Annotated in this window: 19 protein-coding genes and 5 pseudogenes; 11 read left to right on the top strand and 13 right to left on the bottom strand. The window is 69.4% G+C overall.

Translation table 11 applies throughout. The features are described from left to right. Positions 1-100: 100 nt before the first annotated feature. The 3 genes and pseudogenes from AC068A_RS06865 to AC068A_RS06875 form a co-directional block, all read right to left on the bottom strand. Positions 101-472: a pentapeptide repeat-containing protein gene (locus tag AC068A_RS06865; protein ID WP_478581750.1), complete on the bottom strand. Its 372-nt coding sequence runs from the start codon at positions 470-472 to the stop codon at positions 101-103. A gap of 16 nt (positions 473-488) precedes the next feature. After that, positions 489-542: pseudogene (locus AC068A_RS06870) on the bottom strand (hypothetical protein); the annotation flags it as partial. A gap of 31 nt (positions 543-573) precedes the next feature. Then, positions 574-753 (bottom strand): hypothetical protein, encoded by a 180-nt coding sequence (locus AC068A_RS06875; protein ID WP_478581753.1) that lies wholly within the window; start codon positions 751-753, stop codon positions 574-576. A 566-nt stretch (positions 754-1,319) separates the two neighbouring features. Between AC068A_RS06875 and AC068A_RS06880 the strand changes: the two genes are divergently transcribed. From AC068A_RS06880 to AC068A_RS06890, 3 genes and pseudogenes are all read left to right on the top strand, one after another. Next, positions 1,320-3,752, top strand: a complete 2,433-nt coding sequence (locus AC068A_RS06880) for a SpoIIE family protein phosphatase (RefSeq protein WP_478581756.1) — start codon at positions 1,320-1,322, stop codon at positions 3,750-3,752. 169 nt (positions 3,753-3,921) lie between these two features. Next, positions 3,922-4,053, top strand: a pseudogene (locus AC068A_RS06885) (IS630 family transposase); the annotation flags it as partial. Between the two features lie 156 nt (positions 4,054-4,209). Next, a complete protein-coding gene (locus AC068A_RS06890; protein WP_478582153.1) occupies positions 4,210-4,518 on the top strand; it encodes a GNAT family N-acetyltransferase in 309 nt (102 codons plus the stop codon). A gap of 161 nt (positions 4,519-4,679) precedes the next feature. Here AC068A_RS06890 and AC068A_RS06895 read toward each other — a convergent pair whose 3' ends face one another. Further along, a complete protein-coding gene (locus AC068A_RS06895; protein ID WP_478581759.1) occupies positions 4,680-5,705 on the bottom strand; it encodes a YihY/virulence factor BrkB family protein in 1,026 nt (341 codons plus the stop codon). Positions 5,706-5,856: 151 nt separating this feature from the next. Further along, positions 5,857-6,429, bottom strand: coding sequence for a MarR family transcriptional regulator (locus AC068A_RS06900; RefSeq protein ID WP_478581762.1), 573 nt, complete (start codon positions 6,427-6,429; stop codon positions 5,857-5,859). A 116-nt stretch (positions 6,430-6,545) separates the two neighbouring features. Between AC068A_RS06900 and AC068A_RS06905 the strand changes: the two genes are divergently transcribed. Next, entirely contained in the window at positions 6,546-6,962 is a 417-nt protein-coding gene (locus AC068A_RS06905; protein WP_478581765.1) for an STAS domain-containing protein, read from the top strand. A gap of 191 nt (positions 6,963-7,153) precedes the next feature. On the opposite strand, the gene AC068A_RS06910 is transcribed toward AC068A_RS06905, so the two are convergent. Beyond that, on the bottom strand, positions 7,154-7,690 hold the full coding sequence (locus AC068A_RS06910) for a GNAT family N-acetyltransferase (protein WP_478581768.1): 537 nt from the start codon (positions 7,688-7,690) through the stop codon (positions 7,154-7,156). A 614-nt stretch (positions 7,691-8,304) separates the two neighbouring features. Between AC068A_RS06910 and AC068A_RS06915 the strand changes: the two are divergent. Further along, positions 8,305-9,066 (top strand): annotated as a pseudogene (locus AC068A_RS06915) (IS256 family transposase); the annotation flags it as partial. Between the two features lie 62 nt (positions 9,067-9,128). Next, positions 9,129-9,626 (top strand): hypothetical protein, encoded by a 498-nt coding sequence (locus AC068A_RS06920; protein ID WP_478581771.1) that lies wholly within the window; start codon positions 9,129-9,131, stop codon positions 9,624-9,626. A 161-nt stretch (positions 9,627-9,787) separates the two neighbouring features. Here the strand turns inward: AC068A_RS06920 and AC068A_RS06925 are convergent. Together AC068A_RS06925 and AC068A_RS06930 are read right to left on the bottom strand one after the other, a co-directional pair. Further along, positions 9,788-10,150, bottom strand: a pseudogene (locus tag AC068A_RS06925) (helix-turn-helix domain-containing protein); the annotation flags it as partial. Between the two features lie 605 nt (positions 10,151-10,755). Then, on the bottom strand, positions 10,756-12,753 hold the full coding sequence (locus tag AC068A_RS06930) for a M20/M25/M40 family metallo-hydrolase (RefSeq protein ID WP_478581774.1): 1,998 nt from the start codon (positions 12,751-12,753) through the stop codon (positions 10,756-10,758). 341 nt (positions 12,754-13,094) lie between these two features. Between AC068A_RS06930 and AC068A_RS06935 the strand changes: the two genes are divergently transcribed. Continuing rightward, positions 13,095-14,795, top strand: a complete 1,701-nt coding sequence (locus tag AC068A_RS06935) for a M4 family metallopeptidase (protein WP_478581777.1) — start codon at positions 13,095-13,097, stop codon at positions 14,793-14,795. On the opposite strand, the gene AC068A_RS06940 is transcribed toward AC068A_RS06935, so the two are convergent. Next, the gene (locus tag AC068A_RS06940) at positions 14,782-15,708 is read right to left on the bottom strand and encodes a winged helix-turn-helix domain-containing protein (protein ID WP_478581780.1); all 927 of its coding nucleotides are present in this window, start codon (positions 15,706-15,708) and stop codon (positions 14,782-14,784) included. The two genes, AC068A_RS06935 and AC068A_RS06940, sit on opposite strands and share 14 nt — an antisense overlap. 971 nt (positions 15,709-16,679) lie before the next feature. Here AC068A_RS06940 and AC068A_RS06945 point away from each other — a divergent pair. Continuing rightward, on the top strand, positions 16,680-17,351 hold the full coding sequence (locus AC068A_RS06945; protein WP_478581783.1) for a hypothetical protein: 672 nt from the start codon (positions 16,680-16,682) through the stop codon (positions 17,349-17,351). Between the two features lie 319 nt (positions 17,352-17,670). Here the strand turns inward: AC068A_RS06945 and AC068A_RS06950 are convergent, their stop codons facing one another. The 3 genes from AC068A_RS06950 to AC068A_RS06960 all read right to left on the bottom strand — a co-directional run bounded on the left by AC068A_RS06950 (position 17,671) and on the right by AC068A_RS06960 (position 20,570). Beyond that, positions 17,671-18,318, bottom strand: coding sequence for a hypothetical protein (locus AC068A_RS06950; protein ID WP_478581786.1), 648 nt, complete (start codon positions 18,316-18,318; stop codon positions 17,671-17,673). 574 nt (positions 18,319-18,892) lie between these two features. Next, positions 18,893-19,318: a hypothetical protein gene (locus AC068A_RS06955; protein WP_478581789.1), complete on the bottom strand. Its 426-nt coding sequence runs from the start codon at positions 19,316-19,318 to the stop codon at positions 18,893-18,895. 421 nt (positions 19,319-19,739) lie between these two features. Further along, positions 19,740-20,570: a DUF1963 domain-containing protein gene (locus AC068A_RS06960; protein ID WP_478581792.1), complete on the bottom strand. Its 831-nt coding sequence runs from the start codon at positions 20,568-20,570 to the stop codon at positions 19,740-19,742. 324 nt (positions 20,571-20,894) lie between these two features. On the opposite strand from AC068A_RS06960, the gene AC068A_RS06965 reads away from it, so the two are divergent. Both AC068A_RS06965 and AC068A_RS06970 read left to right on the top strand, forming a co-directional pair. Beyond that, a complete protein-coding gene (locus tag AC068A_RS06965) occupies positions 20,895-21,059 on the top strand; it encodes a hypothetical protein (RefSeq protein ID WP_478581795.1) in 165 nt (54 codons plus the stop codon). 335 nt (positions 21,060-21,394) lie between these two features. Beyond that, positions 21,395-21,820: pseudogene (locus tag AC068A_RS06970) on the top strand (putative RNA methyltransferase); the annotation flags it as partial. A gap of 128 nt (positions 21,821-21,948) precedes the next feature. Here AC068A_RS06970 and AC068A_RS06975 read toward each other — a convergent pair. Beyond that, positions 21,949-22,866 (bottom strand): LysR family transcriptional regulator, encoded by a 918-nt coding sequence (locus AC068A_RS06975; RefSeq protein WP_478581798.1) that lies wholly within the window; start codon positions 22,864-22,866, stop codon positions 21,949-21,951. Between the two features lie 71 nt (positions 22,867-22,937). Between AC068A_RS06975 and AC068A_RS06980 the strand changes: the two genes are divergently transcribed. Then, on the top strand, positions 22,938-23,588 hold the full coding sequence (locus tag AC068A_RS06980; RefSeq protein WP_478581801.1) for a maleylpyruvate isomerase family mycothiol-dependent enzyme: 651 nt from the start codon (positions 22,938-22,940) through the stop codon (positions 23,586-23,588). Positions 23,589-23,592: the final 4 nt, after the last annotated feature.

A 23,592-nucleotide genomic window follows, 5' to 3' on the forward strand; every position in this document is an offset into this window, starting at 1 on the left:
CGTCGTCCGCGGACCGGCCGAAGCCCGTGATCAGCGACAGCCACCACCGCCCCAAGCCCCTCAGAGACTTCGCGAGACGGTTCACCCTGACGAGCTGAAGTCAGTAGCGGAGTGATGCAGGTAGGCCGCGGGCTCCATCAAGGTGGGCTCCCCCGAACTTCACACCCTCAAGGCGTGCACGGGTGAGATTCGCCTTCTTCAGGTCGGCGTTCCTGCTCCTGAGGTCGGTGCCCGTGAGGTCCGCAGCGCTCAAGGTGGCACACTCCAGGACCGGCTTCCGAGCTCCCGCGCGAAGTACCTTCGCGCAGAAAATCGCCTTCGATAGATTTGCACCGGACAGGTGGGCGTGGGTCAAGTCCCCGCCGATCAAGGTTGTACCGGTCAGCTCTGCACACTCGCCGGACCGGTTGTCGCAGAACGAAGCACCAGAGAGGTCGGCACGTCCAAGGTCTGCGTGACGCAGCTGGGCCACTGCCCAGATCCGCGTCAGAGAGTGCCGTACCGGACATGGCGGCTTCACTGAGGTTCGCCTGGTGCAGATCCGCACCTTGAAGGCGGCCGACAAGTCGATCTTCAGCTGTTTGATCCCAGGTGGCCGATCGCTGCCGTGAACCGGTTGGTGATCTGGCCCTGCTCGATGATCCGCAGTTCTTGCGCGGTCTGACCCACCTGCATCCAGGTGAAGAGCAGCGCTCCCAGCGCCGCCAGCCCCGGCAAGCTGAGGATCAGCCGATTCAGGTCCTGCCGCCACATCGCGGGGCCACCCGCGTGGCGGGGCGCACATCGCCGAGGCGGGGCTGGTTACCCCGGTCGAGGTGGGCTCCGACGGGCCGCACGCAGAGTGCCTGACGGCCCAAGCACGGCGCGGTCGGGATGGTCAGGGCAGCTGGGGGAGGGCGAGGGTCCGCACGAGAGCGAAGGACGCTCGGCCGTACGATCTACGTTTGATCAGCTTGATGCATGTGACCTGGCCTTCGACGGCGCCCGAGCTTCAGGGCAGGGTGAGGTCGCTGCCTCGGGGTTCGCGCGCGATGGCGCTGAAATCGTGGGCGAGGTCGCGGGCGGCTGCCAGGGCGGGGCAGGTGTCCAGGATGCGGTCGAGCCAGGTTGCCCTCGGATGGCGAATGCGCAGGCAAGAGCCCGGTCGGCCCGGGCCGTACCCGACACCCCCCGGCCCCGTCACGGCATGGTCACGCAGCGTAGGTGGTACCGGCCCCTTTCGGCCGCTGCGTTCTTAACTCGCCCGAACGGTCCCGGGCGCGACAGCATGGAGAGAGGGCGGTCGGCGGGGGCATCCTCTTGAGGAGGTGATACAGACAGTGACCAGACATCGCTTTGCGTTCTGCGGGGCTGAGCTTGCCGCCGTCTACGTGGTCGCCGAGCAGGACAGGGAACTCCATCTGGCCGAGCTGACCGGAAACCGCAGCGTCCTCTACGGACTGCCCGCGATCCTCGCCGTGGCCGGCCATTCGCCCGCCGCCAATGCCTTCCGCTCCGGCCGCCCGCTGTGGCTGACTCCCAAGGAACTCGCCACGTTCATGGAGGATGACCCCCACTACTTCCCCGCCCGGAATCGGGACGGTGACCCCCATTCGCCGGCCAGGGTCTCGCTGGGCGCACTGCCACTGGGACACGGCGACCAGGAGCTCGGGTGCCTCATCGTGGCCGGCGAGGTCGGGGACGGATTCAGCGCTGACGACCGCAGCCTCCTGGAGCTTTACGCCGATCAGGTGGCTGCCGGACTCGAAGCGGTCGCCGCTCGTCTGACCGGGCGCAAAACCCCGCAGGCACACCTGAGTCAGTCCCTGGTGCCTCACCAAGGCGGCGCGTTCATCCTGGAGCTGAGCACCGGCCGCATGGAGGCCCACGCGCATGTGCTGGAACTCCTCGGTCTGCCTCCCGAGCAGTTCGACGGGCAGGTGGAGACCCTCCTTGCCTGCGCCGTCCCCGACGACATGCCCGCGCTGATGGCGATCGTGGAGCCGGACCGGCTGGTCGCCGCCGGACAGCAACTGGCGTTCCGTATCCGCCGCCCGAACGGCGAGCTGCGCTGGCTGGGGCTGCGTTGCCGTGTGGAGGTGGACGCCGATGGCACACCTCAGCGCGTCCTGGGCGTGGTGGCCGATGCCACCTACCTGCGCCCCAGCGCCGACGAGGTCTCCCTCGTGCAGCGGCTGTCGGCCATGCTGGCGGGAGCGGCGACCATCCGAGAGGTCAGCCGGCTGGTGATCGCCGCCCTGCGCGAGCCGCTCGGCGCCTCCCGGGTCGCGGTCGGCGAACTGGAGCCCGAGCGGCTCATCGTCACCGCCCTCGACCCTCCGGAGCCCGATGCCTGGCCCGAGGTCTGGCGCTCGCAATGGCGGTCCGAGTGGCCCGACGTGTCGCTCGGCGACCTGTCCACCCTGCAGAGCGCGCTGCGCGGGGGGCATATGAGTCTGTGGCCGCCGGGAGCGGCTCTCGAGCCTGGTCTTCTGGGTATCGGGCCCGGTGGTCTCGCGGTGGTGCCGCTGCCCGCCGAAGGCAGGATGGCCGGGGTGTGTCTGGTGGGGTGGGACGCGGAGCACCGGTTCGGACCGGAGGAGCGGTCGCTGCTGACCGTGACCGCGGGGCTGGCGGGGCAGGCTCTGGTGCGCGCCCACGCACTGGACGCGGGCCACGAACTCGCCACCATGCTGCAGCGCAGTCTGCTGCCCCGTAAGCTCCCGGAGCTGCCGGGCGGGGTCGCTGTCGCCCGCTACCTGCCCGCGACGGCGGGACTCGAGGTCGGCGGCGACTGGTATGACGTCATTCCGCTCAGTGACAGTCATGTGGCGTTCGTCATCGGGGATGTACAGGGGCACAGCGCGGCAGCCGCCACCATCATGGGCCAGATGCGTACGGCGGTCAGGGCCTACGCGGTGGAGGGCCACCCGCCGGATGTGGTGGTCGCGCGGGCCAACCGTTTGCTCGTTGGCATGGAGACCGACCTTTTCGCCACCTGCGGATATGTGGACCTCGACATGGAGGAGGGCATTGCCAGGGTCGTACGGGCCGGCCATCTGCCGCCGATACTGCGCCATCCCGATGGCGTCACCGAGGAGATGGCGGTCGAGGGCGGGCCTCCACTGGGCGTGCTCGCGGATGCCGAATTCCCCATGAACGAGGCGGGGCTGGCCCCCGGAACCCTGCTCGTTCTGCTGACGGACGGCCTGGTCGAGTCCGCCAGGCTGCCTGTGGAAGAGGGCATGCGGAGGGTGTGCGACGTGCTCGCCGCGGCCGACCCGGTAGGTGTCGGAGGGCTGGCCGACGAGTTGGTCATCGGTGTGGGCCGCCGCGACGACGACGTGGCGTTGCTGTTGCTGCGCTACGACGGCACAGGGGTCCGGCCGCTGCGGAGCCACTGGACGGTGTGGCGACTGCCCAAGGCGGTCATGCACGCGCGCCGCTTCACCACGCGCATCCTGCGGTCCTGGGGCGTGGAGGAGGAACTCGACGCGGCTCTGCTCGTCGTGTCCGAGCTGGTCACCAACGCCATCGCGTACACACAGGGCGAGGTGGGGATGGACCTGATCCTCTCGGCGGACCGGCTGCGGATCGCCGTGAACGACGCGTCCCCGCGCAGCCCCGTCAAACCGGTGTCGGTGAGCTGGGAGTCGACCGGCGGCCGCGGGCTGCTCATCGTCGAGGCGACGTCGATGGCCTGGGGCTCGGTGCCGCTCAGCGGCGGCAAGCAGGTGTGGGCCGAGATCCCCCTGCACCGCGCGAGCGGCTGACGCACAGGGTGAGACCCGCTGCGCGCCGACCAGGCCGGCCGCGACGCCGCGGCCCCGGAACGCCGGGGCCGTCCAGGGCCGCCGGGCTCGCCGCGCCCAGCGACCGGGGCGGGTGACCGTCGGCCCACATCTCGGGCACGTTTCCTCCGCCAGCTCGTGCCCGGCTTCGCCGGAGCAGACCCGCGGACTCCACCGCCACCTGCGCTGGCGCAACACACACGCAGGTCACCCCGACGTCCTCGCCGCGCAACGCCGAGAACGCGCCCGTATCCGCAGCGAGAAAGGTATCCGCCGGGGAGGATGCCCACTCGCGAAGGGACCTGGTTCGATGCCGCCACCAGCCGGCTCCCAGAGCATCACACCGTCGAACGGATCACGCCGGTGGAGAAGGAGCAGGCGCTGGGCAGCATCCGGGCAGATCACCCGCACGGCGGGCCGATGTGTCGTCCCCACAGCCTTGACACTACTTGACAACGCCAAGACCACCCGGCGAACGTTTGCGGCCAGAAGGGGCACCGGCGCCGCCGACGGACTGATGGAGCACTGGCTGGACCGGGTCAGGGAGAGCGGCTCTCCCGGCTGCCACCTCCAGACCCTGGTCGAGAACCCACGGGCCGTACGGTTCTTCATCCGCCACGGCTTCACCCCGCAGGGCCCGACCCGGCTGGTCCCCGGCGCCCGCTACAAGGGCGCCGAGCTACGTCAGCAGACGATGGTCTGGACCATGAATTCGGCGGATCGCCCCTGGCGCCTGTCGTCAAAGTGATCTTGGATTGTGGATCACGGGCTGGTGAAACGTTGCCATGAACTCTCCGATGCCGAGTGGGACGAGTCCCAGGGCGGCGGTACGTCGCGTGAGCCGGTGGTCACCTTTGCGCACAGCTGGCAGAGGTCTGCTGTCGTACCGCTCGCCGGGTCGCAGGAGGCTCATTCCAGGCGCCGGCGGTCCTCCTCGCTCCACGCACGAGTGTCCCGGGGCTCTGTGTAGGGCTCTTCGTCCTCAGGGTGCCCGCCGGCGATGGCACGCTGGCGAGCCATCTCGGCGTCGAACTCCAGGCCGAGGAGGATGGCCAGGTTGGTGATCCACAGCCACACCAGGAAGACGATCACGCCCGCCAAGGTGCCGTAGGTCTGGTTGTAGGAGCCGAAGTGGGCGACGTAGAACGCGAAGCCGGCCGAGGCGATCATCCAGATCACGAGCGCGAGGAGGCTGCCGGGGGTGACCCACCGGAAGCCGCGGCCCTTGGTGTTCGGCGCGGCCCAGTACAGGATCGCGATCATGACCGTGACGAGCAGGACGAGGACCGGCCACTTTGCGATCGCCCACACCGTCATTGCGGTGTCCCCGACCCCCAGGACCGCGCCCGCCTGCCGGGCCAGAGCACCGGTGAACACCACGATGAGCGCGCTGGCGACAGCCAGGAGCAAGAGCGTCACGGTCAAAGCGAGACGCAGCGGCAGGACCTTCCACACCTGACGGCCCTCGGGCATGTCGTAGACGGCGTTCGAGGCGCGGATGAATGCGGCGACGTACCCGGAGGCGGACCAGACGGCCACGGCCAGACCGGCGACGGCCAGGAGGGATCCGACTCCGCCGGTGCCCTGCAACCGCTGCACGGCGTCGCTGATCACGTCGCGCATGGCGCCGGGCGTCAGCTTCTGCACGGCGTCCAGCACCTGCCTGGTGGCCGACTCACCCGCAACGCCCAGGAGAGAGACGAGCACCAGGAGCGCCGGGAAGACGGCCAATACCGCGTAATAGGTCAGAGCCGCGGCACGGTCGGTGAGCTCGTCGCCCTTGAACTCCTTGATCGTGCCGCGCAGCACCGCCATCCAGGACCGTCTGGGCAACTGTGAGAGCCGGTCGGGCGCCCGCTCCTCGACCCGCCTGCTGGGACCCGCATCCACTGGTCGGCGGTTGTCACCGTTCTCCGGTGTCACTGTGTGCTTCATGGTCGGCGCCTGTCCGCTCACGCCTCACCCATGCGCGATCCGCGGCACTCGGCAGGCGGTCCGAGGCCGACCTCGAACCCCCTGTGCTCCAGGCACGCGCCGCAGCGCCCCCGCCGACCTGCTGGCACCCTTCGTGGCGGCCGAACCTCACCTACGCGCGGCCGCCCCCACACTCGCGGACCGCATCCACACCCTGATCCAGCGCATCGACCTCATCAGCCACGAGAGCGACCAGCGGCGCCGGACCCCTGACGAAGTCCTCTCGCCGGGCCATCCCGCTGGTCGGCCGGCCGCATCGCGGCACTGGGCCCGGTCGAGGGGCGCCTGGACGACGACAGCCGGCCTGCAGGGCAGGCGATGCCGGGAGCCAACGCCCGTTTTTCCAGGTCAACCGGTCATGCGCCGACCGAGCCGGGTCAGGCTGGGCGGATCCGCCCACGTCTCCGTCAGTCGGTCCTGGCCCGGGTACTGCGTGGCTGCGGTGGCCGGGGACGATGGCGTAGTGGTTGCGGCGGCCGTCCTTGGCGCGGGTCCGGATGAGGTACCCGGCTTCATCGAGGTCGGCGACGATCGCCTGCACCGTGCGTTCGGTCACGCCGCAGGTGAGCGCGACGTCCCGGAGCCGCACGCCGGGATCACGGGAGATCGCGAGCAGGACGCGGGCGTGGTGGGTGAGAAACGTCCACTCCGGGCGGTGTTCGCGAACACCTCTCATGTCTGCCATGCCCCTTTCTGTCACGCTAAGCAATCATACGAGATGATTTTCGCGTAAATATTGACGTATAGCAGGCAGAGGATGACAATCCTGTCCAGGAACCACGATCCGGTCGTGGAGGGCTCATGCACCCCTTCCTTGTATCCGCTCTGCACGATGTCCCGGCGCTTGAGGACGACGACCGCGGCATCGCTGCGGATGTGACACCCGGTGAAGGAGGTACGGTCCTCCGGGTCAGCGGTGAGATCGACCTGCACACCGCCAGGCACCTCGAGCAGGCCCTCACCGCCGCCCTGGCGGCCTGCGAGGAAGGCGGCCTGATCACACTGGACATGTCCGCCGTCGACTTCTGTGACTGCTCCGGATTGAACGTGCTGCTGGGCGCCCGGCAGCGCATCCGGCGCGAACACCGCCGACTGCTCATCAGGGACGCAAGCCGGCCCGTGAGACGTCTGCTGGAGCTGACCGGGACAGCCGCCTTCTTCGGTGTGCCGGAGAGCCGTGCAGGAAGCAATCCGAGATCCGGCGGCCGAGCCGCGTAGAGGCTGGTCTCCCTCGGCAGCCGGCGGCACCTTCCGCGCCCGAAACATACCGATCTCGCATTGTTTGTGGGCGTCGGCGGGCTGTTCGCCCTGCCGGACTGAGTCGGCGTGGGTCCCGAATGCGCATGGTCGGGCGCGGCCAGTTGGGCCGGGCCTGCCGGCGGCTCGGCGCCGGCAGGTGCCTGTGCCCGTCAACAGGCCTCTGCGGCCAGCTTGTCCGCCTGATGGCGGGTCAGCCGCCAGACCTGATGTTCGCCGGTTTCGGCCGGGCCGAGGCGCTCGGAAGGCCGGCGAAGGTGTTCGGTGAAGCCGAGTCGGGCCGGAACGGCACCGCTGGCGCGGTTGGCTGGGTCGTGGACGACCTCGACGTAGTCGACGCCGGGGAGGCGGAAGGCCTGGTCGACCAGAGCACGGGCGGCCCGGGTGGCCACGCCGCGGCCGGTGGCTGCCGGGTGCAGCCAGTAGCCGATCTCGCGGCCGTTGGCCGGGCTGTCGTCATGTCGGAACAGCTGGCAGGCGCCGACGATGGCCCCGCTCAGTACGATCGCGTAGGTGAATGCCCGGCCGCTCTCCCAAGCCTCCTGGCGGCGGGCCAGGAAATCGGCGGTCCTCGCCAGGCTGTGCTCGGCAACCCACGGCATCCACGGGCGCAGGTGTTCCAGCGACTCCTCGATGACCTCGAACAACTCCGGAAGGTCCGCCTGGCAGTCGAAACGGCGAAGTGTCACGTCACCCAGTTCGATCGCTTGATGTGGAAGGTCCATGTACGGAGGATCATCCCAGGTCGCCGTCGTTGGCAACGGGGTTTCGACCCGGAGGGTTTATCGGCACATCGGCCTGATACGCCTCGATGGCTCGGAGTTCGCCGTCCCGAGAGACGTAAGCGCTACGAGCGGGACTGCGGATCGTTCGATGCAACTCCCGATCACGGAAGAATTACCGCCCACCGGCCGCATGCCGCGTGTCAGCCGCCGTGGAACGGCGTGAGCAGTGGCTGGGCGGTGGCCAGGCAGAGCAGCCCCAAGGCCCCCGCGGTGAACGGGAGGATGCGTAGCGGGCTGACGAGCAGGAGGGCCATGCCGAGACGAGGGTGAGGGCGACGGCGACGGCGACGGACGGTCCGGGGTCGGGAACGGCGCGGACCCAGAGGGTGACGCCAGCCACCGCAGCCGCCTCCGGTCAGCGGCTTTCAGGTCCTCGAACCGCGTGGGCTGCTGCTTGTCATCCATCGCGGCCTCCCAGCGGATAGACCCAGGTCTCATCCCCGAACGGCTGGGCCAGACAGGTCAACGGCCATCCGCCGGGCGCCAGAGGAAATGGACCGCGTGGGTGCGGGCCACCGCTGACGGACCGCGATTTTGTCTACGTGTGGGCCGACGGGGTCCATCCGAAGGTCCGGCTCGGGCAGGCGCACTCGTGCGTGCTGGTCCTTCTCGGGGTGCGGCTGGACGGCACCAAGGAGCTGATCGCGCGGGCGGAGGGGCTGCGGGAGAGCACCGAGTCGTGGGCCGACCTGCTGCGTGACTGCCGCCGTCGCGGGATGCGCGACCCGGGGCTGGTCGTCGGCGACGGCGCGATGGGCCTGTGGAAGGCGCTCGCCGAGGTCTTTCCCGGCGCCCGCCACCAACGGTGCTGGGTTCACAAGGCCCGCAACGTCTCGAACGCCCTGCCGAAGTCGGCACAGCCGGGCACCGCGAAGGCGATGCAGGAGATATACAACGCTGAGGACCGCGAACACGCCGAGCAGGCGATCGAGGCGTTCGCCAAGACCTACGGCGCGAAGTTCCCCAAGGCCGTTGTGAAGATCACCGAAGACCAGGAAGAGCTGCTGGCGTTCTACGACTTCCCGGCCGAGCACTGGATCCACCTGCGGACCACGAACCCGATCGAGTCGACCTTCTCCACCGTCAAGCTCCGCACGAAGGTCACCCGCGGCGCCGGCAGTCCGGCCGCCGCCCTCGCGATGGTGTTCAAGCTCGTCGAGTCCGCCCAGGCCCGATGGCGACGCGCGATCACCGGCGCCCACCTCGTCCCGCTGGTCCGCGCCGGGGCCCGCTTCGAACGCGGTCAGCTCGTCGAACGCCCCAAAAACCTCGCAGCATGAACGTGCTCAGCTGACACACTGAGGCCGAACCGCAGAACCGCACAGAGGACCCAGAAGCCCCCATGGTGAACCCACTCGACGCTCCCGACGCGGTGGAAGCCGCAGCTGAACCGCTCGAGGAGCTGCTCGACGACTGCAACCATGTGTCGTCCATAGAGCTGCTCCATGTAGTCCCAGTGGCCGGGACGGCACCCGGCCATGACGGGATGAAGGGTCTCGCTCAAGCCGTGTACGACGCGGGGACCAGTGGACACCAGGTAGGAACGGCGATCCACCCGTTCGAGTCACCGCACGCCTGGCGGGACATCCTCCGCCGAGAGGTGACCGACGGGTACATGCAGCCCGCCAAGAAGTGGCCAGACGCCAACCTGCGCACGCCGGTTGAGATCCGGCAGGCAGGCGAACTCGCCGACGGCGTCGCCGACCTCATCGAAGCACATCTGGGACCCGTCCGAGCCTGCGCCGACGTCTACGGCCCGACGGGCTACATATGGTGGCGCGACTTGCTGCTGGTCACCAGCGACTGGGCCACCATCCTGCATCTCGAGATTTACGACTGACCGAACACGCCCCCGTCCACTGCGCCGCCGCCTCAGCGACTCTCATCGTCCACAACTCTTGACAATTAGTCGTCCGGTGGGGCTGCAGCGGGCTTTGCGGAGGATGCGCCAGGTCTTGATCCGGGCGATCGTTCTCTCGACGGGCCGGCGGAGTCGGGAGTGCGGCGGTGCTTGCCCGAAGAGTCGCCTCGGCTGTCGCCGACCCGGTCGCACTCGGCAAGGGTGCCGTCCGGCAGGACGTACCGGGCATCGGCCGACCGCAGTGCGGCGCTCGGGCCAGGGGCGAGGCGGGCCAGGTGCTGCACCGTCGCGTGTACGTGGGCGTGTGCGGTGCCGACGCTGATGTCGAAGCCGGCCGCCACCTGCTGCAGGGTGTCGTTCTTCCGCAGGTACGCCAACGCGACCAGAGCCCGCTGCGAAGGCGGGAGCCTGCACCGCCGGTCACCCTCCTGGGTGAGGATGAGCATCGTGACCCACTCCACGAGTGCATGGGGGACATCGAGTACGGCACGATAAGGAACCAACGAGGCCCCCGAGTTGAAGAGCTGCGGACGTCAGACATCCCGCTCAACAACCCGAGGGCCCCGCCCGTTGCGCACCCACCCCGGTCACCCGATCAGTGGCCACGCTGAAAAAGCTCACTGCATCCCTGGCCTGCGCGATCTTCGTCACCTGAAACGGGAGGCACCAGTCGGTGGCACGCCTGCCGCCCGCGTCGTGTCACACCGCCATGGCGAACCGCCTCCCGTCGGCAGCAGGGAGGCACCACCGACAGGGGCAGCAGCGAGGCGGCTCGGCCAACCGGTTTGGCGGTGCCCCGTGGTCATGCGGCCCTCTCGGGTTCCTCCGCGTGCCGTTGCCGGTCCGGGACGGCCCGGCGCACCGTGGGCCCCCGCTACTGCGCCGGAGGCACCGCGTACGCCCGGCCCCGTCCGCGGACACGGCTCTTCAAGCCGCCCGTGTCCGGCTGGTTCCGCATGGGCGGTTCGGGTGGCACCGGCTCGGCAGTCACTTCACCGGCGACCTCGACGCCGCCTGCCGGGCAGCCGGTGCCGGTCCGCCGCCGGTCCCTGTCCGGCGTCCGGCGTGGCCTGGCGGCTATTTCCCGGATGGACGGCGCGAACCGATGTCACAGACCGGCGAGCGTGAAGGCGGTCGCGGTGACGGAACGCGCGAGGGTAGCCGCGAACTCCGTGCTGTGGTCCTGGTCGAGGAGGGTGTCGCCCGGGGTGTGGTATTGACGTGTGCCGGTGCCGGGCTCTCCGTCGGGAGTGGAGAACAGGTCTTCGGAGACGGCGACGGCTGCCCACCCCCGCTCATGGAAGCTCGCGTGGTCGCTGCGCCCCACCGCCGGGTCGTCGGGGCCGGTGAGCTGCTGGACCGTTACCTCGGGGTCGATGACCGGCACGGTACGGGCGACCGAGCCTCCCAGCGCGTCGGACGCGCTCACGACCGGGCCCGGCACCGAGGAGCCGCTGTGGATCTCGACGATGGGCACGCTGCCCTGCTGCCGGCCCGCGATCATGTCCATCTGGAAGACGCCGGCGATGCGGTCCCCTGCCGAAGCGGCGGCCCGTGCGTAGAACTTGCTGCCGACCAGCCCTTGTTCCTCGGCGTTGAACAGCACGAAGCGCACGTTCCGGGTCGGCGACCTGCCGTTCGCGAGCAGCGCCCTCAGACACTCCGCCGCGGCCATGACGGCCGCTGTGCCGCTGCCGTCGTCGTCGGCACCCGGCGCGGGGTCCACGGCCGGATCGTAGGGGCGCGGCTCGCCGTTCGCGTTGACGAAGACGCCGTTTGCCGCAGTGGAGTCCATGTGTGCGGTGATGAGCACGGTGGACTCTGCGCCGGGGACGGTGTGCTCGGCTTCCACATTCAGCAGCCGATGTTCGCGCCACCGGAACGGGTGCCGCCGGACAGCCAATCCGAGGTCCTCGAAGCGGCGCGCCAGCGCCTCGACGACCCGTGCGTTGTCCTCGGCCGACGCGTCCCTGCTGCGGACCTTCAACGGTCTGCCCTCAACCAGCGGCTCGATGCCGGAGATGCATGCCACATACCGGCGCAGCACCTCGGGAGTCACGGCCGCACGGACCGCGGCGATCGTCTGTGGGGAGGGAAGGCCGTCACCGAGCCCCGCGGTGAGGCGTTCCGGCGGGGCCTCTGCGTGGCGGGTGAGGAGTGCCGGGTCCGGTAGCAGCCGTTCGGTGTGTCCCGGTTTCGCGTTCGGCAGGTGCACCTCCTCGACGGGGGCACCGGCAGGCGCGGCGAGATAGACACCGCCGGGTGCCGGCCCCAGCGAGGCGACCGGCGGGGCTGCCGCTGCCGCCAGTTCGCCGGCGACGTAACCGAAGACGGCCGTGGCGCGCAGCGGCGCTTCGGCCACCGGCCGGGATACGGACGGAGCGTTCCCGAATGCCTCGACGGCCGGGAGCGGACGGTTGTCGCGGATGAGGAAGGCCGCCGTGTCCTCCACGTTCCCCCGCACGTCCACGGTGAACCCGGCCCGTTGGAGCGCCTCGGCACCGCTCGTGCTCGCCATGGCGAGCACGAGCCGCTCGGAGGCGACATGCGCCGGAACGACCTCGGCCTCGTTCGCGATCACTGCCAGGTCGGACAGTTCCCGGCCCTCCGGCAGCTCGATCCGTGTCCAGAAGACGGGTCGGTTCTCCACGGCCGCCAGGGCGAACACGGGGTGGGCCGCGGTCCGCATTCCCGCTTCCCGGGCGAACGCACGCTCCTGGGGGTCCTCGCCCACGAAGACGCACTCGTCCGGCGCCACGGCCTGCTCCTCCGTGCCCGCACCAGCCGCATCAGCCGCATCAGCCGCACCAGCCCCGCCGGCCCCGCCCGCCGCGCTCGCGACCGCCTCGTCGAAGAGCATCCGGCTGTTCTTCGGACCCCAATGCACGAGACCGTCGTCCGTGAAACGGCCGGGGAACGCCTCACGCAGGGCCGCCGCAGCCGCCCCTTCCCGTGTTCCGGGGTTGGAAATGATGCCCTTGGGAACCTCACCAAGGGAGTCGAGCACCGCCATGACACGCGGCCGGGGCAGAAGCGTCAACGAGTCGTCGGCCTCGATACGGGCATCCGCCAGGGTCCCCCCGATGTCGAAGAAGAGCACGGGCATCTGAAGTTCCTCCGTGACCCGGAAGCCCAGGGGCCGACGGCCACGCGCCCGGCCAGCGACCGGGCCCGCTGCTCCGAGAACAGGCTCCCGACCACTCCATCCTCGTCCTGCGGTTGCGTCCTCGCACCCCAGAGCGAAGGCCGATGCCATTGAACATCGCACAGTTGAAGCGAATACGGGCTGCGGGTACGGAGCGCACCGCACCGCACTGCACACCGAGCCGTCCACTTGCCGCCCGTGCCGACCGGTGTGACGTTTGAAGTGGACGCGCGCGATGGGGCAGGGCAGCAAGAGCGAGGGGCGCGGAGGGTGGGCTGTCATGAGGGGTCGTGTACACAGTCATGTCACAGTTGGAAAGATTCCGCTATCACTTCACCGACGACCCGCAGGCGGAAGGCACGCCTCCAGGCCCCGAGTCGGTGCGCGGGGTGGGCGCCCCGGAGGGTGCTGAGCGACGGAGCTTCAACTCCGCCGAGTCCGCCGCACGCTTCTACCTGGCCGAGAAGCTCGCTCAGGAGGACTCGACGGCGCTGCGTGAGGCCGTTCGGGAGGACCGGCCCGAGCGGGTGCCCGATCTCGCCCTGAGCATGGAGCGCCACCAGGCCGGCACGGGCACCACTCTGGTCCGCTTCGAGCAGACCCAGCAGGAGATCCCCGTCTTCGGCGCCGAGGTGCTGGTCGAGATCGACGAGAACCAGCGGTTGGTATCGATGGACGGCAGGCTCGGCGAGGTGACGGGCGTTGGCTCCGTGCCGGAACTGTCGGGCACGGAGGCGCTGGAGCGGGTCAAGACGGTCACCGGGAGCACGGTCAGCGCCGAGGAGCTGCCGCCACCGACCCTGGCGTACGTCAGCCGGGACGACCACTGGCACCTGGCCTGGCACCTGCGTGAGGTGCCGTCCCAACTGTCGGAGAACCGCCGTGAGGAGGGCCAGCGCGGTCATGGCCTCGGCGCGTCGCCGCGCGAGGCCTTCCCGCTCACCGGCTACCTCGTCGACGCGTACTCCGGCGAGATCCTCAAGTCGTACGGGATGGCTCCCACGATCGCCGTGCCCACCCGGCTGGAGGGCGAGGACGAGGTCAGTGCCCGTCACCGGTTCCAGGGCAGCCGGCGGGACGGCTCCTTCCTCCTCCACGACCGGCAGCGGCAGATCGCCACCTACGACCTGGACTTCGCCGACATCGACACCGCCCCGCTGCCGGCCTCGGCGATCGGCTCGCCGCAGGCGGACTTCGGCACCGGGCACCGGGCCGGGGTCTCGGCCCATGTCAATGCCGAGCGGGTGGAGAAGTACTACCGCGACCAGCTCTACCGGAACGGCATCGACGACGCCGACATGGACCTGGTCTCCCTCGTCAACTGCACCTACCACGAGGACGGGCCGGGACCCGAGTGGTTCAACGCCGTCTGGTACAAGAGGCGGATGTGGTACGGCCAGGTGTCCGACGGGGCCCGGCTGGTCAGCCTGGCCCGCCATCTCGACGTGATCGCTCACGAGATGACCCACGGGGTGATCGAGACCTCCAGCAACCTGATCTACCAGGACCAGTCCGGCGCCCTGAACGAATCGCTGGCGGACACGATGGGCGTCATCATCGCCAACTGGTACCAGGCGCCGGACCACGACGACGTGGGCACCTGGAACTGGGACATCGGGGCCGGGCTGGGCGGCAACGGGCGGCCCCTGCGCGACCTGAGCGATCCCACCCGGACCGGCGATCCCGACCACATGCGCGACTACCTGCACACGACGAGTGACAGCGGCGGAGTGCACACCAACAGCAACATCCACAACAAGGCGATGTTCCACCTCCTCACCTCGGTGGACGCGGCGGGCCGGCCGGTCCTCAAGGTCGAGGAGTGGGCGCTGCTGATCTACCTCTCCCTGGTACGACTGCTGATGGAGTCGGAATTCCCGGACATGCACCGGGCGTTGCGGGACGTCACCGCCACCTACCTCTCCGGAAATGCCGCCCTGCGGACCGCCGCGCAGGCGGCGATCGACCAGGCATACCAAAGGGTGGGCATCACCATCGCCTAGGCTCCCAGGGCCGGTCCGCAGCCGGACGGCCGGGCCGGCCCTGGATAGGTCCCGCGGTGCGTGATGCGACCTCGTAGGTCGGCCGCACGGTTCGAGCCGATCCGTTGGTGTTGAGCAGGGTGAGGCCGAGGTGGGTCAGCGTATGGAGGGCGGCCTTCCGTTCCCGGGTGAGAGTGGTCAGCCCGGCGCTGCGCAGGGTGGTGGCGTGCTCGCTGGCGCTGGCCGGTGATATGCCCGCCCGCTGTGCGAGCTGAGTGGTAGTGCACCCGGGGTGGTCGGCTATGACGCACAGCACGAGGGCCCTGGTACGGCCGAGGAGCGCGGTCAGAGCCGACGGTACCGGGGCATCGACCCGCCGCGCATCGGCGGAGGGGGAAGCCCATATGGCCGCCGCATCAACCGGATTGCTCAGAGCCGGATACACCATGACAACCGGGTCGGCCTGAGGATTGGCGAACAGTTGGGGAACCGGCCCGCAGAACACCGACGGAGCCAGAACGAACGGACGGCCCGCCAAGTGGAAGTCCACCCCCGGGTGGACCAGGCGCTGATAGGCCGGGATCTCCAGCACGGGGGGCTTCCACACGGCCATCGGGCGTAGGCTGTCGAGCAGCGCCCCCACCCCACCCTGCACCATGAGCCGCCCACGCCGCGCCACCTCCCCCTCCACGTGCTGATCGATACGACCCCAGTACGGGGCAACCGCGACTCGGTGGCAGTCCTGCAGTCCGACGGCCAGCCTCCGCACCGCCTGCGGTTCCGCATCCATCGCTTCGGTCAGCCACGGTGCCCGCCGCGTCACCGTGCGGGGAAGTACGGAAAGCTCCACGCGCAGCCGGTCCCGCGCGCCGACCAGCCGCTCTACCCCCTCCTCCATACAGCCCGCCGCGCCCACCAGGGTGAACAGATCCACCAGCCCCCCGTTAACAGGGCTGAGAAACCGCGCCGTCTCCCTCCCATCGGCGCTGATCCGCGGACCGGTGCGCGCACGCCACCCGCCGAAGAGCACGGCACGGTCACGCCCCTGCACAGTCCGCAGGCTCAGCTGCGTCTCTGCGAGCGGCCCCAACGCCATGACCCGTACTTGCGCCAGATCCCCGGCAGTGAAGTGAATCCGTAGCACGACGCCCCCTCACACGCGCTCGCGGTTGATCCTTCCGATCGCGCTCGTTTCGGGACAGGTCGAAACGAGTCGAATCCTGCACCGGGCTGGGTGGAGTCTTTTGCCGACAGCAAGGCTCGGAACAAGGGCATTCACGAAAGGAACACACATGCGCGCACGTCTCTTACTCACCGGTATAGCCCTGGGGGCCACTGCGCTGGTGGGCGGCGCCGCCACCGCACAGGCAGCTCCTGCACCCTCCCAGGCCGTTACGACATCGACCGAGGCTGGGTACTGGAAGTTTGACGGCCGCTACTCAGAATCGACGTGCTACTCGCTGGCCGCGTCATACGCCGGCCCCGCCTACTGCACCCCGTCCGGCAGCCGGTGGGCCCTGTACATATGGGTCGAGTGACTCGCCCCCTCCTCTCGGAACCCTTCGGTAGCACGGTATGAACCGGGTCCGGCCCTTCGATCCGCCGGAAGGGTCGGGCCCCGCGCCGCCGCAGCGGTCGTGGGAGGAGTCAGAGGCGGTTGAGCCAGGCGTTCCACCCGTTCGCCCCCGTGGCGCCGTCTCTCGGGCCCGCACTTCAGAGGCACCGTGTGCTGGGCACCCGCGAACGGATGCGGACCCGCTCCGGCCCGGGGGATCGAGGACGCCGACGGCGTGTCGGTTGCCGTGCCGGACGATGGCGCTGCCTGTGGCAAGGGCGGACGGACGATCACGGCCCTGCAGGAAGCCGTGGTCGAGCGCCGACACGCAGCATGCGACGATCAGCGCCATGGGCTTCCACCTCAACTGCGTGCTCGCGCTGCAGGACAGCGTGCTGCCGCTCTACGACACAGTGATACCAGGCGGTTCCGCCTACGCCCTGCGCACCGGCAACCCCGACCTTCCGGAGGGCTGGGTGCTCCCTGCTCCGTGGGAACTGGAGTATGCGACGGCCAACAGGGTCGTCTTCGACGAGAAGGGGCTTGAGCCCGCCGACCTCGACGCCTGGCGGGCTGCGGCGGGCGTCCCCGTGGACCCCGATCCGCTGGACGCGCTGGACGACACCGACTGCCTGCTGGGGTCGTTCCTGAGTCTTGCCGCGCCCATGGTCCTCATCAGTGACAGCACCTTCGGGGGCCGGCTCCTCCACGAGTACGCGGCCGTCTTCCGGGACGGCAGGCTGGTCGCCGCCTGCGGCGTCGACCACGGCGAGGACAAGGCGTTCCGACTGGAAGACGGCACCTTCCACGCCGTTGCCCCCGCGTCCGTGGACCCCGTCTCGGACTGCGCCGCACACCTCCACGACGACCTGGGCAGGGCCGATCTCTTCAGCGGCTACCTTCCCCGCACGGCAAACCACGAAGGACGGCAGTACCGGAACGTCTGCTCCGGCCCGATGCCGCACATCGACCCCGCCTGGCGGCAGCGCTTCCCGCTGCTGAACAAGTCCCTCGCCTGGTAACGCAATCGGTCGCCGGGCCGATAGACGCCGAAGGTGTCCTTGCCGTCCTTGTTCCAGTCACCCGTCAGCGGCATGTCGCCCGGGGCGCCGAACGGGGCCTTGCCGACAGGTTCCCGTTCCGGACCGACACGGCGGTCGGCGAGCGCAACCAGCATGTGGAGACTGTTGTCGGACAGCCCGGAGGCGCGCTGCGCGAGGCCGACGATCCCGGCGTTCCCCGACCGGCCGCAGGGACGCCGATCGACGGGCGACGAACGGCGGCATCGCGGCGCGGTCCACGTGGTGGCACGCAGACCGCGCCGCCCTGCCCGGCGGGGGATCAGCCCCCGATGGGCCGGAAGATCCCGCCCGGAATGACCACCGGACGGTCGATCGCCTTGAAGCGGTACTCCATGCTGACGTCGTCGATCAGGAACGGCATCCGGTTCGCCGCGTCCTCGATCACCATGAAGCTGATGTTCACCTTCTGGGGAGACGAACTGTAGAAGGCGTCGGGCAGCGTGACCGTGACCTTCTCGTAAGAACCGTTGGTCCCGCCCTTGTTCATGCGGTCGTGCAGCTCATGGGGCGTGCCGTTCTCCGCCGTCGCCTCCACGATCAGCTGGCGGAAGCCGAAGCCGCTCGCCCCGCCGTGGACCACGTCGCTGCGCACCCAGAACGACAGCACCGGAACCCGGTACGCCGGGACCGTGACCTGCTGCGAGATGCGGCTCATGCCGGTCAGGCCCTGGCCGCCCAGCTCCGCCTTGCCGGTGCCCGAGTGGGCGGGCCACGCCGAGGAGTTGTTGATGGGGTGGCCTGCGAACGGGGTCACCTTCTCGTTCCAGGACGCGTTGCCGCTCTCGAAGCCGGGGTTCGCGATCTCGGACGTACCCGCGCTGGCGTTCGGTGCGGCCGTGAACATGCCTGTGGCCGCGACGGCGGTGGCGGCGGCGAGAATGCTCGCTCTCCGCGCTCTCTTTCTCATGGGTCTCCTGGCTGTTTCCCGGTTTCCGAGGATGCGCCGCAACAGCCGGGCGGCGGCCCTCGTACGCCCCTGACGGCATGTCAAGATGCTGATGCGGCGGGCCCTGCCCGAGGAGTACGGTAGTCAGCCGTCTCAGCCGTCTCAGCCGTCTCAGCCGTCTCAGCCGCGGCGCACACTGTAACGCCTCGGTGTGACGGTCCCGCCAGGTCCCCCCGCCGGGGAAGGGCAACAGCCGGGCGCGACCAGTACCGATGGCCGCGCACCGGTTCGTCGCCCCGCCGCCGGTCCGCAGATCACGCTCCTGACCGGCCCGAACGTCAGACCACGCGGAAATGCTCCGCCCCTGCCACACCGGGTGCGGCCCATCACGCTGCCGAACCTCCCGGAGCCGCTCGCGCAGGGTGCCCTCGGCCTCGGCGAGGAGGGCTGTGCCCCTGCCCGCGCCGACTGGCCGGGCAAAGGTATGCACTCACCGCCTGGGCGCGCTCTGGGCTGTCCGGCTGCGGGGAGACGCAGACTGCTCCGTAAGACCGGTGGTCTTACGGAGCGGGTGTGCGGTGTGCGGCGTGGATGCCTACTTGATGTTCAGCGCGACCGTATCGCCTTCGGTGAGGTTGTCCAGTGAGATCGTCCTGTTGAACGTTTGGGCCTTCTTCCCCGGTGCCTTACACGTGACATCGGCCGTGAGGCTGAAGGGCGAGTCCAACGGGGCATCGAGGGTGATGGGGCCGAACGTCGCCCTGCGGTTGGTCGGGTTGTTGGTGGGACCCGACGCATCGTCTTCATCGCTGTCCAGCGATACCCGGGTGGGGACAGAGTTGTTGGGGGCCGGGAAAGCGTTCTTGCAGGTCACTTTACCGCTGAAGGACACGGCGCCGACTGGGGGCGCCGCCGAGGCCGGACCGGCCGTCAGGAGACCTCCGACCAGCACCGCGGTGACGATCGAGGCCGTGGTCGTGAGAGTACGAGACCTGCCAGAAATGAGGGGCATGTGGGACATGCGCGTAGACAATGGGACCACCTGCTCGTTGGCGTACGAGTAGTTCTGTGGGGCCGACCCTGACGCCGACACAACAAGCATGGCTCGGAGAGCGCCAAGTTTCGCGGGGTCGTCCGTGAATCGGGCCAGGGTTCAGCTGCTGCGCTTTGACCAGCTGATTCGGCAGCCCCCAGGCCCTTCACTCACCACATTCCTACAACGCCTCCCGGCCCGCAACCAGAACGGATTCCCCTGCTACCGCGCGCGGACGGGACGGTAGTCGCATTCCCGCGTCCAGGCCCAGCCGAGGACGTTCCGGCAGTGGACCGAGTACTGCTTCCATGCCGGCGTAGGCATCCAGGATGGCAGGCAGCAGCGTGTGGTCGCGAACGTCGGCCGCGCGGCCGGTCTTATCCAACACGGCAGTTCCTGGACCGATACTTCATCCAATCCAACGGAATGCTTTCAGTCCGTCAAACCGCTGCTGTGCAAGTGCATGGTCAGGGACCGCGAAGGTAATCCATGCGGCGTCGCCCCAGTTCATGTCGAGCGCGTCGTCGGTGTCGGCCCGGAAGAGCGCGGTATAGCCCGGGGGCGGCACGTCACTGACTCCACGGTCATGGCGGGGCAGCAGGGCGTGCCGAGGTCCGGTCTGCCCGAGCTGGTGTTGGATGCTTTCATACGCTCGCCACTGGTCGTCCGGCAGCTCGAGGTCATAGAAGTCCGGCAATGCGGTGCCTGGAACGAACGAGAGCGCGGCTGCCGCGAACCGCTCGGGCAAGGGTGGCGGTACTGCCGCAGTGAGATTCCTGGACTCAGGTTCGAACAACCATGCACTCGCGACGTAGGGATAGCCGCCAGCCTCACCCATCGTGGACATCTGGTCGGCAAACAGCCACAGGTGACCACTCCGGGGCAGCACGGTCTGGAAGGGCGCGAGATCGTTGAAATCAAGCTGCGCGACGAACGGCAGCGCAGCGGCGACATACTCCGGTTCGACCACGACGATGCCTGATGCGATCGACTCTTCGAGCTCCCGGCGCGCCCACTCCGGCCAGGTCTCGACCTCCGTATGTGTCCAACGCTGGCGCGGCCACGCAACACCATCCGGCAGATCCGGTATCCCGCCGATGCGTGATTGGCCGACCACAAGGGAATCACCCGGCGTCGCTCCAATCCAGATCTCTTCCTGCGCCCGCGCGAGGATCTTGTCCGCAGACGCTCCCAAGCCGGCGCGTTCGAGGTACTCGCGGTGGTGTGCATGCCAGGTCATTGTCCGAACCTACCGCGCTCCCCACAGTCGCAGCCCACCCCCTGCCTTACCCGCGCCGGCTGCAACCAGCCACACACCGCCGGTGTTGCCCTCGGCGGCACACCCTGACTGCTACTGGCTGCAACCGCGGCACCACCAGGGAAACGCCACGATCGTGCTGGCGCGCGAAACTGCCACAGAGCCGGCACATCCGCGCCTGGCAGCGTCTTGGGCACGCGCGCCCGACCGCGATTTCGACGATTGCCCTGCCACGCGAGGGCCGGGTGCGCGATGGTCGTGCTGCCGGAGCGGTGGCCTGGCACATCGAGCAGAGGGATCTCACGCGTGGACCAGACCTGGGAGTCGGACGAGTTCGGCGCCTCGCACCGGGGCGGCCGGGTGGGCGTGCTGCTCGCGGACGGCAGCATCCCCGGCCCCGTGTATTTCGATCCCGGTTCCGGTGCCGGCGGCCAGTCGGTCACCCACTGGAGCATGTACGACGGCCGCTAGCCGAACACGCCCCGCCGCGTGCTTGCAGGCGGTGTGCTCTTGACGCTGTCGGAATCTTGGGACTGTCGGAACTCCGTCAGGCGCTCGGCCTTCGGCGGGCCAGAAGGGCTTCGCCAAGGCTTGTAGACTCATGGCGTGGCATTCATGAGCATCCCGCACTGCTGCTTCCTGTGATCGGAACGCACTGAGGGCGATGTCGAACGACGTCGCCCTCCTTGGTGTGCCTGCTGTGCGTGAACCACGTTCCCCGGCACTGCTCGTTCCCTCCTGAGGTAGTGACCTTACGCGCGCGTGCACGCACGGTTCCTTCCCATCACCCCTGCCAGGAGTGCCTCGTGCCCGTGCTGCTTCCCCCTGCCCTCGAACTCTCCCTCGACCTGCTGCGCTGCCCGACGTGCCGCACGCGCCGCCTGCGCCCCGATCGCAGCGCACTGCGCTGTCCGGCGGGCCATACCTTCGACATCGCCCGCTACGGCTATGCCGGCCTCCTGACGGGCAACCGCGCCACCAGCAGCGACGACGCAGCCATGGTCCAGGCCCGAAACCGCTTCCTGGCCACCGGCAGGTACGCGCCCATCCGCCAAGCCGTGGCCCGCCTCGCGGCCGACTCCGCGCCTGAGCGGGGCACGGTCGTGGACGTCGGGTGCGGCACGGGCTACTACCTGGCCGGCGTTCTCGACGAGCAACCCGGCGCCCGAGGCCTGGGCTTGGACACATCGGTGCGCGCGCTGCGGTCGGCAGCCCGAGCCCAGGGGCGGTCGCTCACGCCTGCCGACCGACGAGCAGTGGGCACGCCTGGCGCCCTGTCTTCCTCGCAACGACGGGAAGGCAGGGCGCCCGTTCGCCGACTACCGTCGCCTCACCAAAGGAGACCTTCTGGGCTCTTGCCCTACTGCGTGGCGGCCTTCGGCAAGACCTCGCGCAAGCGGTCGAAGAGTGCCCGGGCCGCAGGGCTCGCGGGTCCGGTGGCGGGCCAGGCGAGGACGATACGGGCACGCATCCGGGGTTCGACGATCTGCAGGGTGCGCAGCGGTCCGCCGAGGCCCGGTTCCTCCTCGCCGAGGGGCAGTACGGCGACGCCCAGGCCTCGGGCGGCGAGTTGCGCGAGGACGTGGGGGGATGCTGCCTCGAAGGCGACTCGGGGGCGGAATCCGGCCTGTGCGCAGGCGCGTTCGAGGGCTGCGCGGACTCCGGTTCCGCGCGGCAGGCAGATCAGCGGGCGGTCCCGCAGATCTGCAAGGGGGACGGTGGGGCGGTCGGCGGGAATGAGGAGGGGGTCGCCGGGTGCGACGGCGGCGGCGAGCGGAGCGTCGAGGACCGTGCGGTGGGAGATCCCGGGCGGGGGTACTTCCCCGGTGGGTCCCAGGAGAGCGATGTCGATCTCTCCGGACAGCAGTGCGGCCTGCATCCGCTCCGAGGTGTCCTCGGTGAGTGCGATCTCCAGTGCGGGGTGGGCGCTGTGGAAGTCCGCGAGGAACGAGGCTACGTCGAAGGCGTGGCTCGTGGCGCCGGAGACCAGCCCGAGGGTGACCCGGCCGCGCAGCAGTCCGGTGTGCTCGTCCACGGTCTGTCGCACCGCGTCCGCGGCGGCCAGTGCGGCGCGCGCGTACGGCAGGACGGCCCGGCCCACCTCGGTCGGCGCCACCGACCGGTTGGACCGGTCGAGCAGGGGTTGGCCGAGCTCTCTCTCCAGCTGGCGGATCTGGGCGCTGAGGCCAGGCTGGGCCAGATGCAGCCGGGCGGCGGCGCGGGTGAAACCGCCTTCCTCGACGACGGTGACGAAGTAGCGCAGCTGACGAAGCTCCATAACCAGTGATTCTAGATCGCAGCACATCAATCTATTGGAAGTATGTTTCGGTTGGCCCCAGGCTTGATCGCATGGAGAACGCGACATCTCACAAGGGTAAGAACGCCGAGGTCAGGGAGTGGATCGCGGCGGAACGCCACGAGCTGGCCGACCTGTTCGACGGCCTGCGGGACGATCAGTGGGACGGGCCGAGCCTCTGCACGGGATGGCGGGTCCGTGAGGTCGCGGCCCACATGTCGATGGGGTTCCGGCTCTCCCTGTCGGCGACGATGGGTGAACTGGCCAGGGCGCGGGGGAACCTGCACCGGATGACCGACCGTGTTGCGCGCCGGGACGCGGCTGTGCACTCCACCGCCGAGCTCTCCGCGTTCCTGCGGGAGGGTGCGCACCACCCCTGGACGCCACCGGTCGGCGGGCTCATGGCGGCGCTCGGCCACGACGTGGTGCACGGCCTGGACATCACCGTCGCTCTCGGCCTCGACCGGCGTGTCCCCGAGGACCGGCTGCGCGTGCTGCTCGACGGGATCCGGCCCAGCGGCCTGAGGTTCTTCGGAGTCGACATCTCCGGAGTGCGGCTGTGCGCCGAGGACCTGGACTGGTCGTACGGATCCGGCTCTCCCGTGTACGGCGCCGCCCAGGACCTCCTCCTGCTCGCCTTCGGCCGCAGGCTGCCGAGCGGTCGGCTCCGGGGGGAACCAAGCAGCCGCTTCACCACCGTCTGAACCC

The organism is Streptomyces sp. NPDC043854, assembly GCF_056436005.1.

What these genes read in the sequence shown, in the direction of transcription:
- AC068A_RS06920 (WP_478581771.1), top strand. Translation starts at nt 9,129, where the DNA reads ATGGTGAACCCACTCGACGCTCCCGACGCGGTGGAAGCCGCAGCTGAA.
- AC068A_RS06975 (WP_478581798.1), bottom strand. Translation starts at nt 22,866, where the DNA reads ATGGAGCTTCGTCAGCTGCGCTACTTCGTCACCGTCGTCGAGGAAGGC.
- AC068A_RS06950 (WP_478581786.1), bottom strand. Translation starts at nt 18,318, where the DNA reads ATGAGAAAGAGAGCGCGGAGAGCGAGCATTCTCGCCGCCGCCACCGCC.
- AC068A_RS06905 (WP_478581765.1), top strand. Translation starts at nt 6,546, where the DNA reads ATGCACCCCTTCCTTGTATCCGCTCTGCACGATGTCCCGGCGCTTGAG.
- AC068A_RS06955 (WP_478581789.1), bottom strand. Translation starts at nt 19,318, where the DNA reads ATGTCCCACATGCCCCTCATTTCTGGCAGGTCTCGTACTCTCACGACC.
- AC068A_RS06960 (WP_478581792.1), bottom strand. Translation starts at nt 20,570, where the DNA reads ATGACCTGGCATGCACACCACCGCGAGTACCTCGAACGCGCCGGCTTG.
- AC068A_RS06945 (WP_478581783.1), top strand. Translation starts at nt 16,680, where the DNA reads ATGGGCTTCCACCTCAACTGCGTGCTCGCGCTGCAGGACAGCGTGCTG.
- AC068A_RS06900 (WP_478581762.1), bottom strand. Translation starts at nt 6,429, where the DNA reads ATGGCAGACATGAGAGGTGTTCGCGAACACCGCCCGGAGTGGACGTTT.
- AC068A_RS06930 (WP_478581774.1), bottom strand. Translation starts at nt 12,753, where the DNA reads ATGCCCGTGCTCTTCTTCGACATCGGGGGGACCCTGGCGGATGCCCGT.
- AC068A_RS06895 (WP_478581759.1), bottom strand. Translation starts at nt 5,705, where the DNA reads ATGAAGCACACAGTGACACCGGAGAACGGTGACAACCGCCGACCAGTG.
- AC068A_RS06875 (WP_478581753.1), bottom strand. Translation starts at nt 753, where the DNA reads ATGTGGCGGCAGGACCTGAATCGGCTGATCCTCAGCTTGCCGGGGCTG.
- AC068A_RS06935 (WP_478581777.1), top strand. Translation starts at nt 13,095, where the DNA reads ATGTCACAGTTGGAAAGATTCCGCTATCACTTCACCGACGACCCGCAG.
- AC068A_RS06980 (WP_478581801.1), top strand. Translation starts at nt 22,938, where the DNA reads ATGGAGAACGCGACATCTCACAAGGGTAAGAACGCCGAGGTCAGGGAG.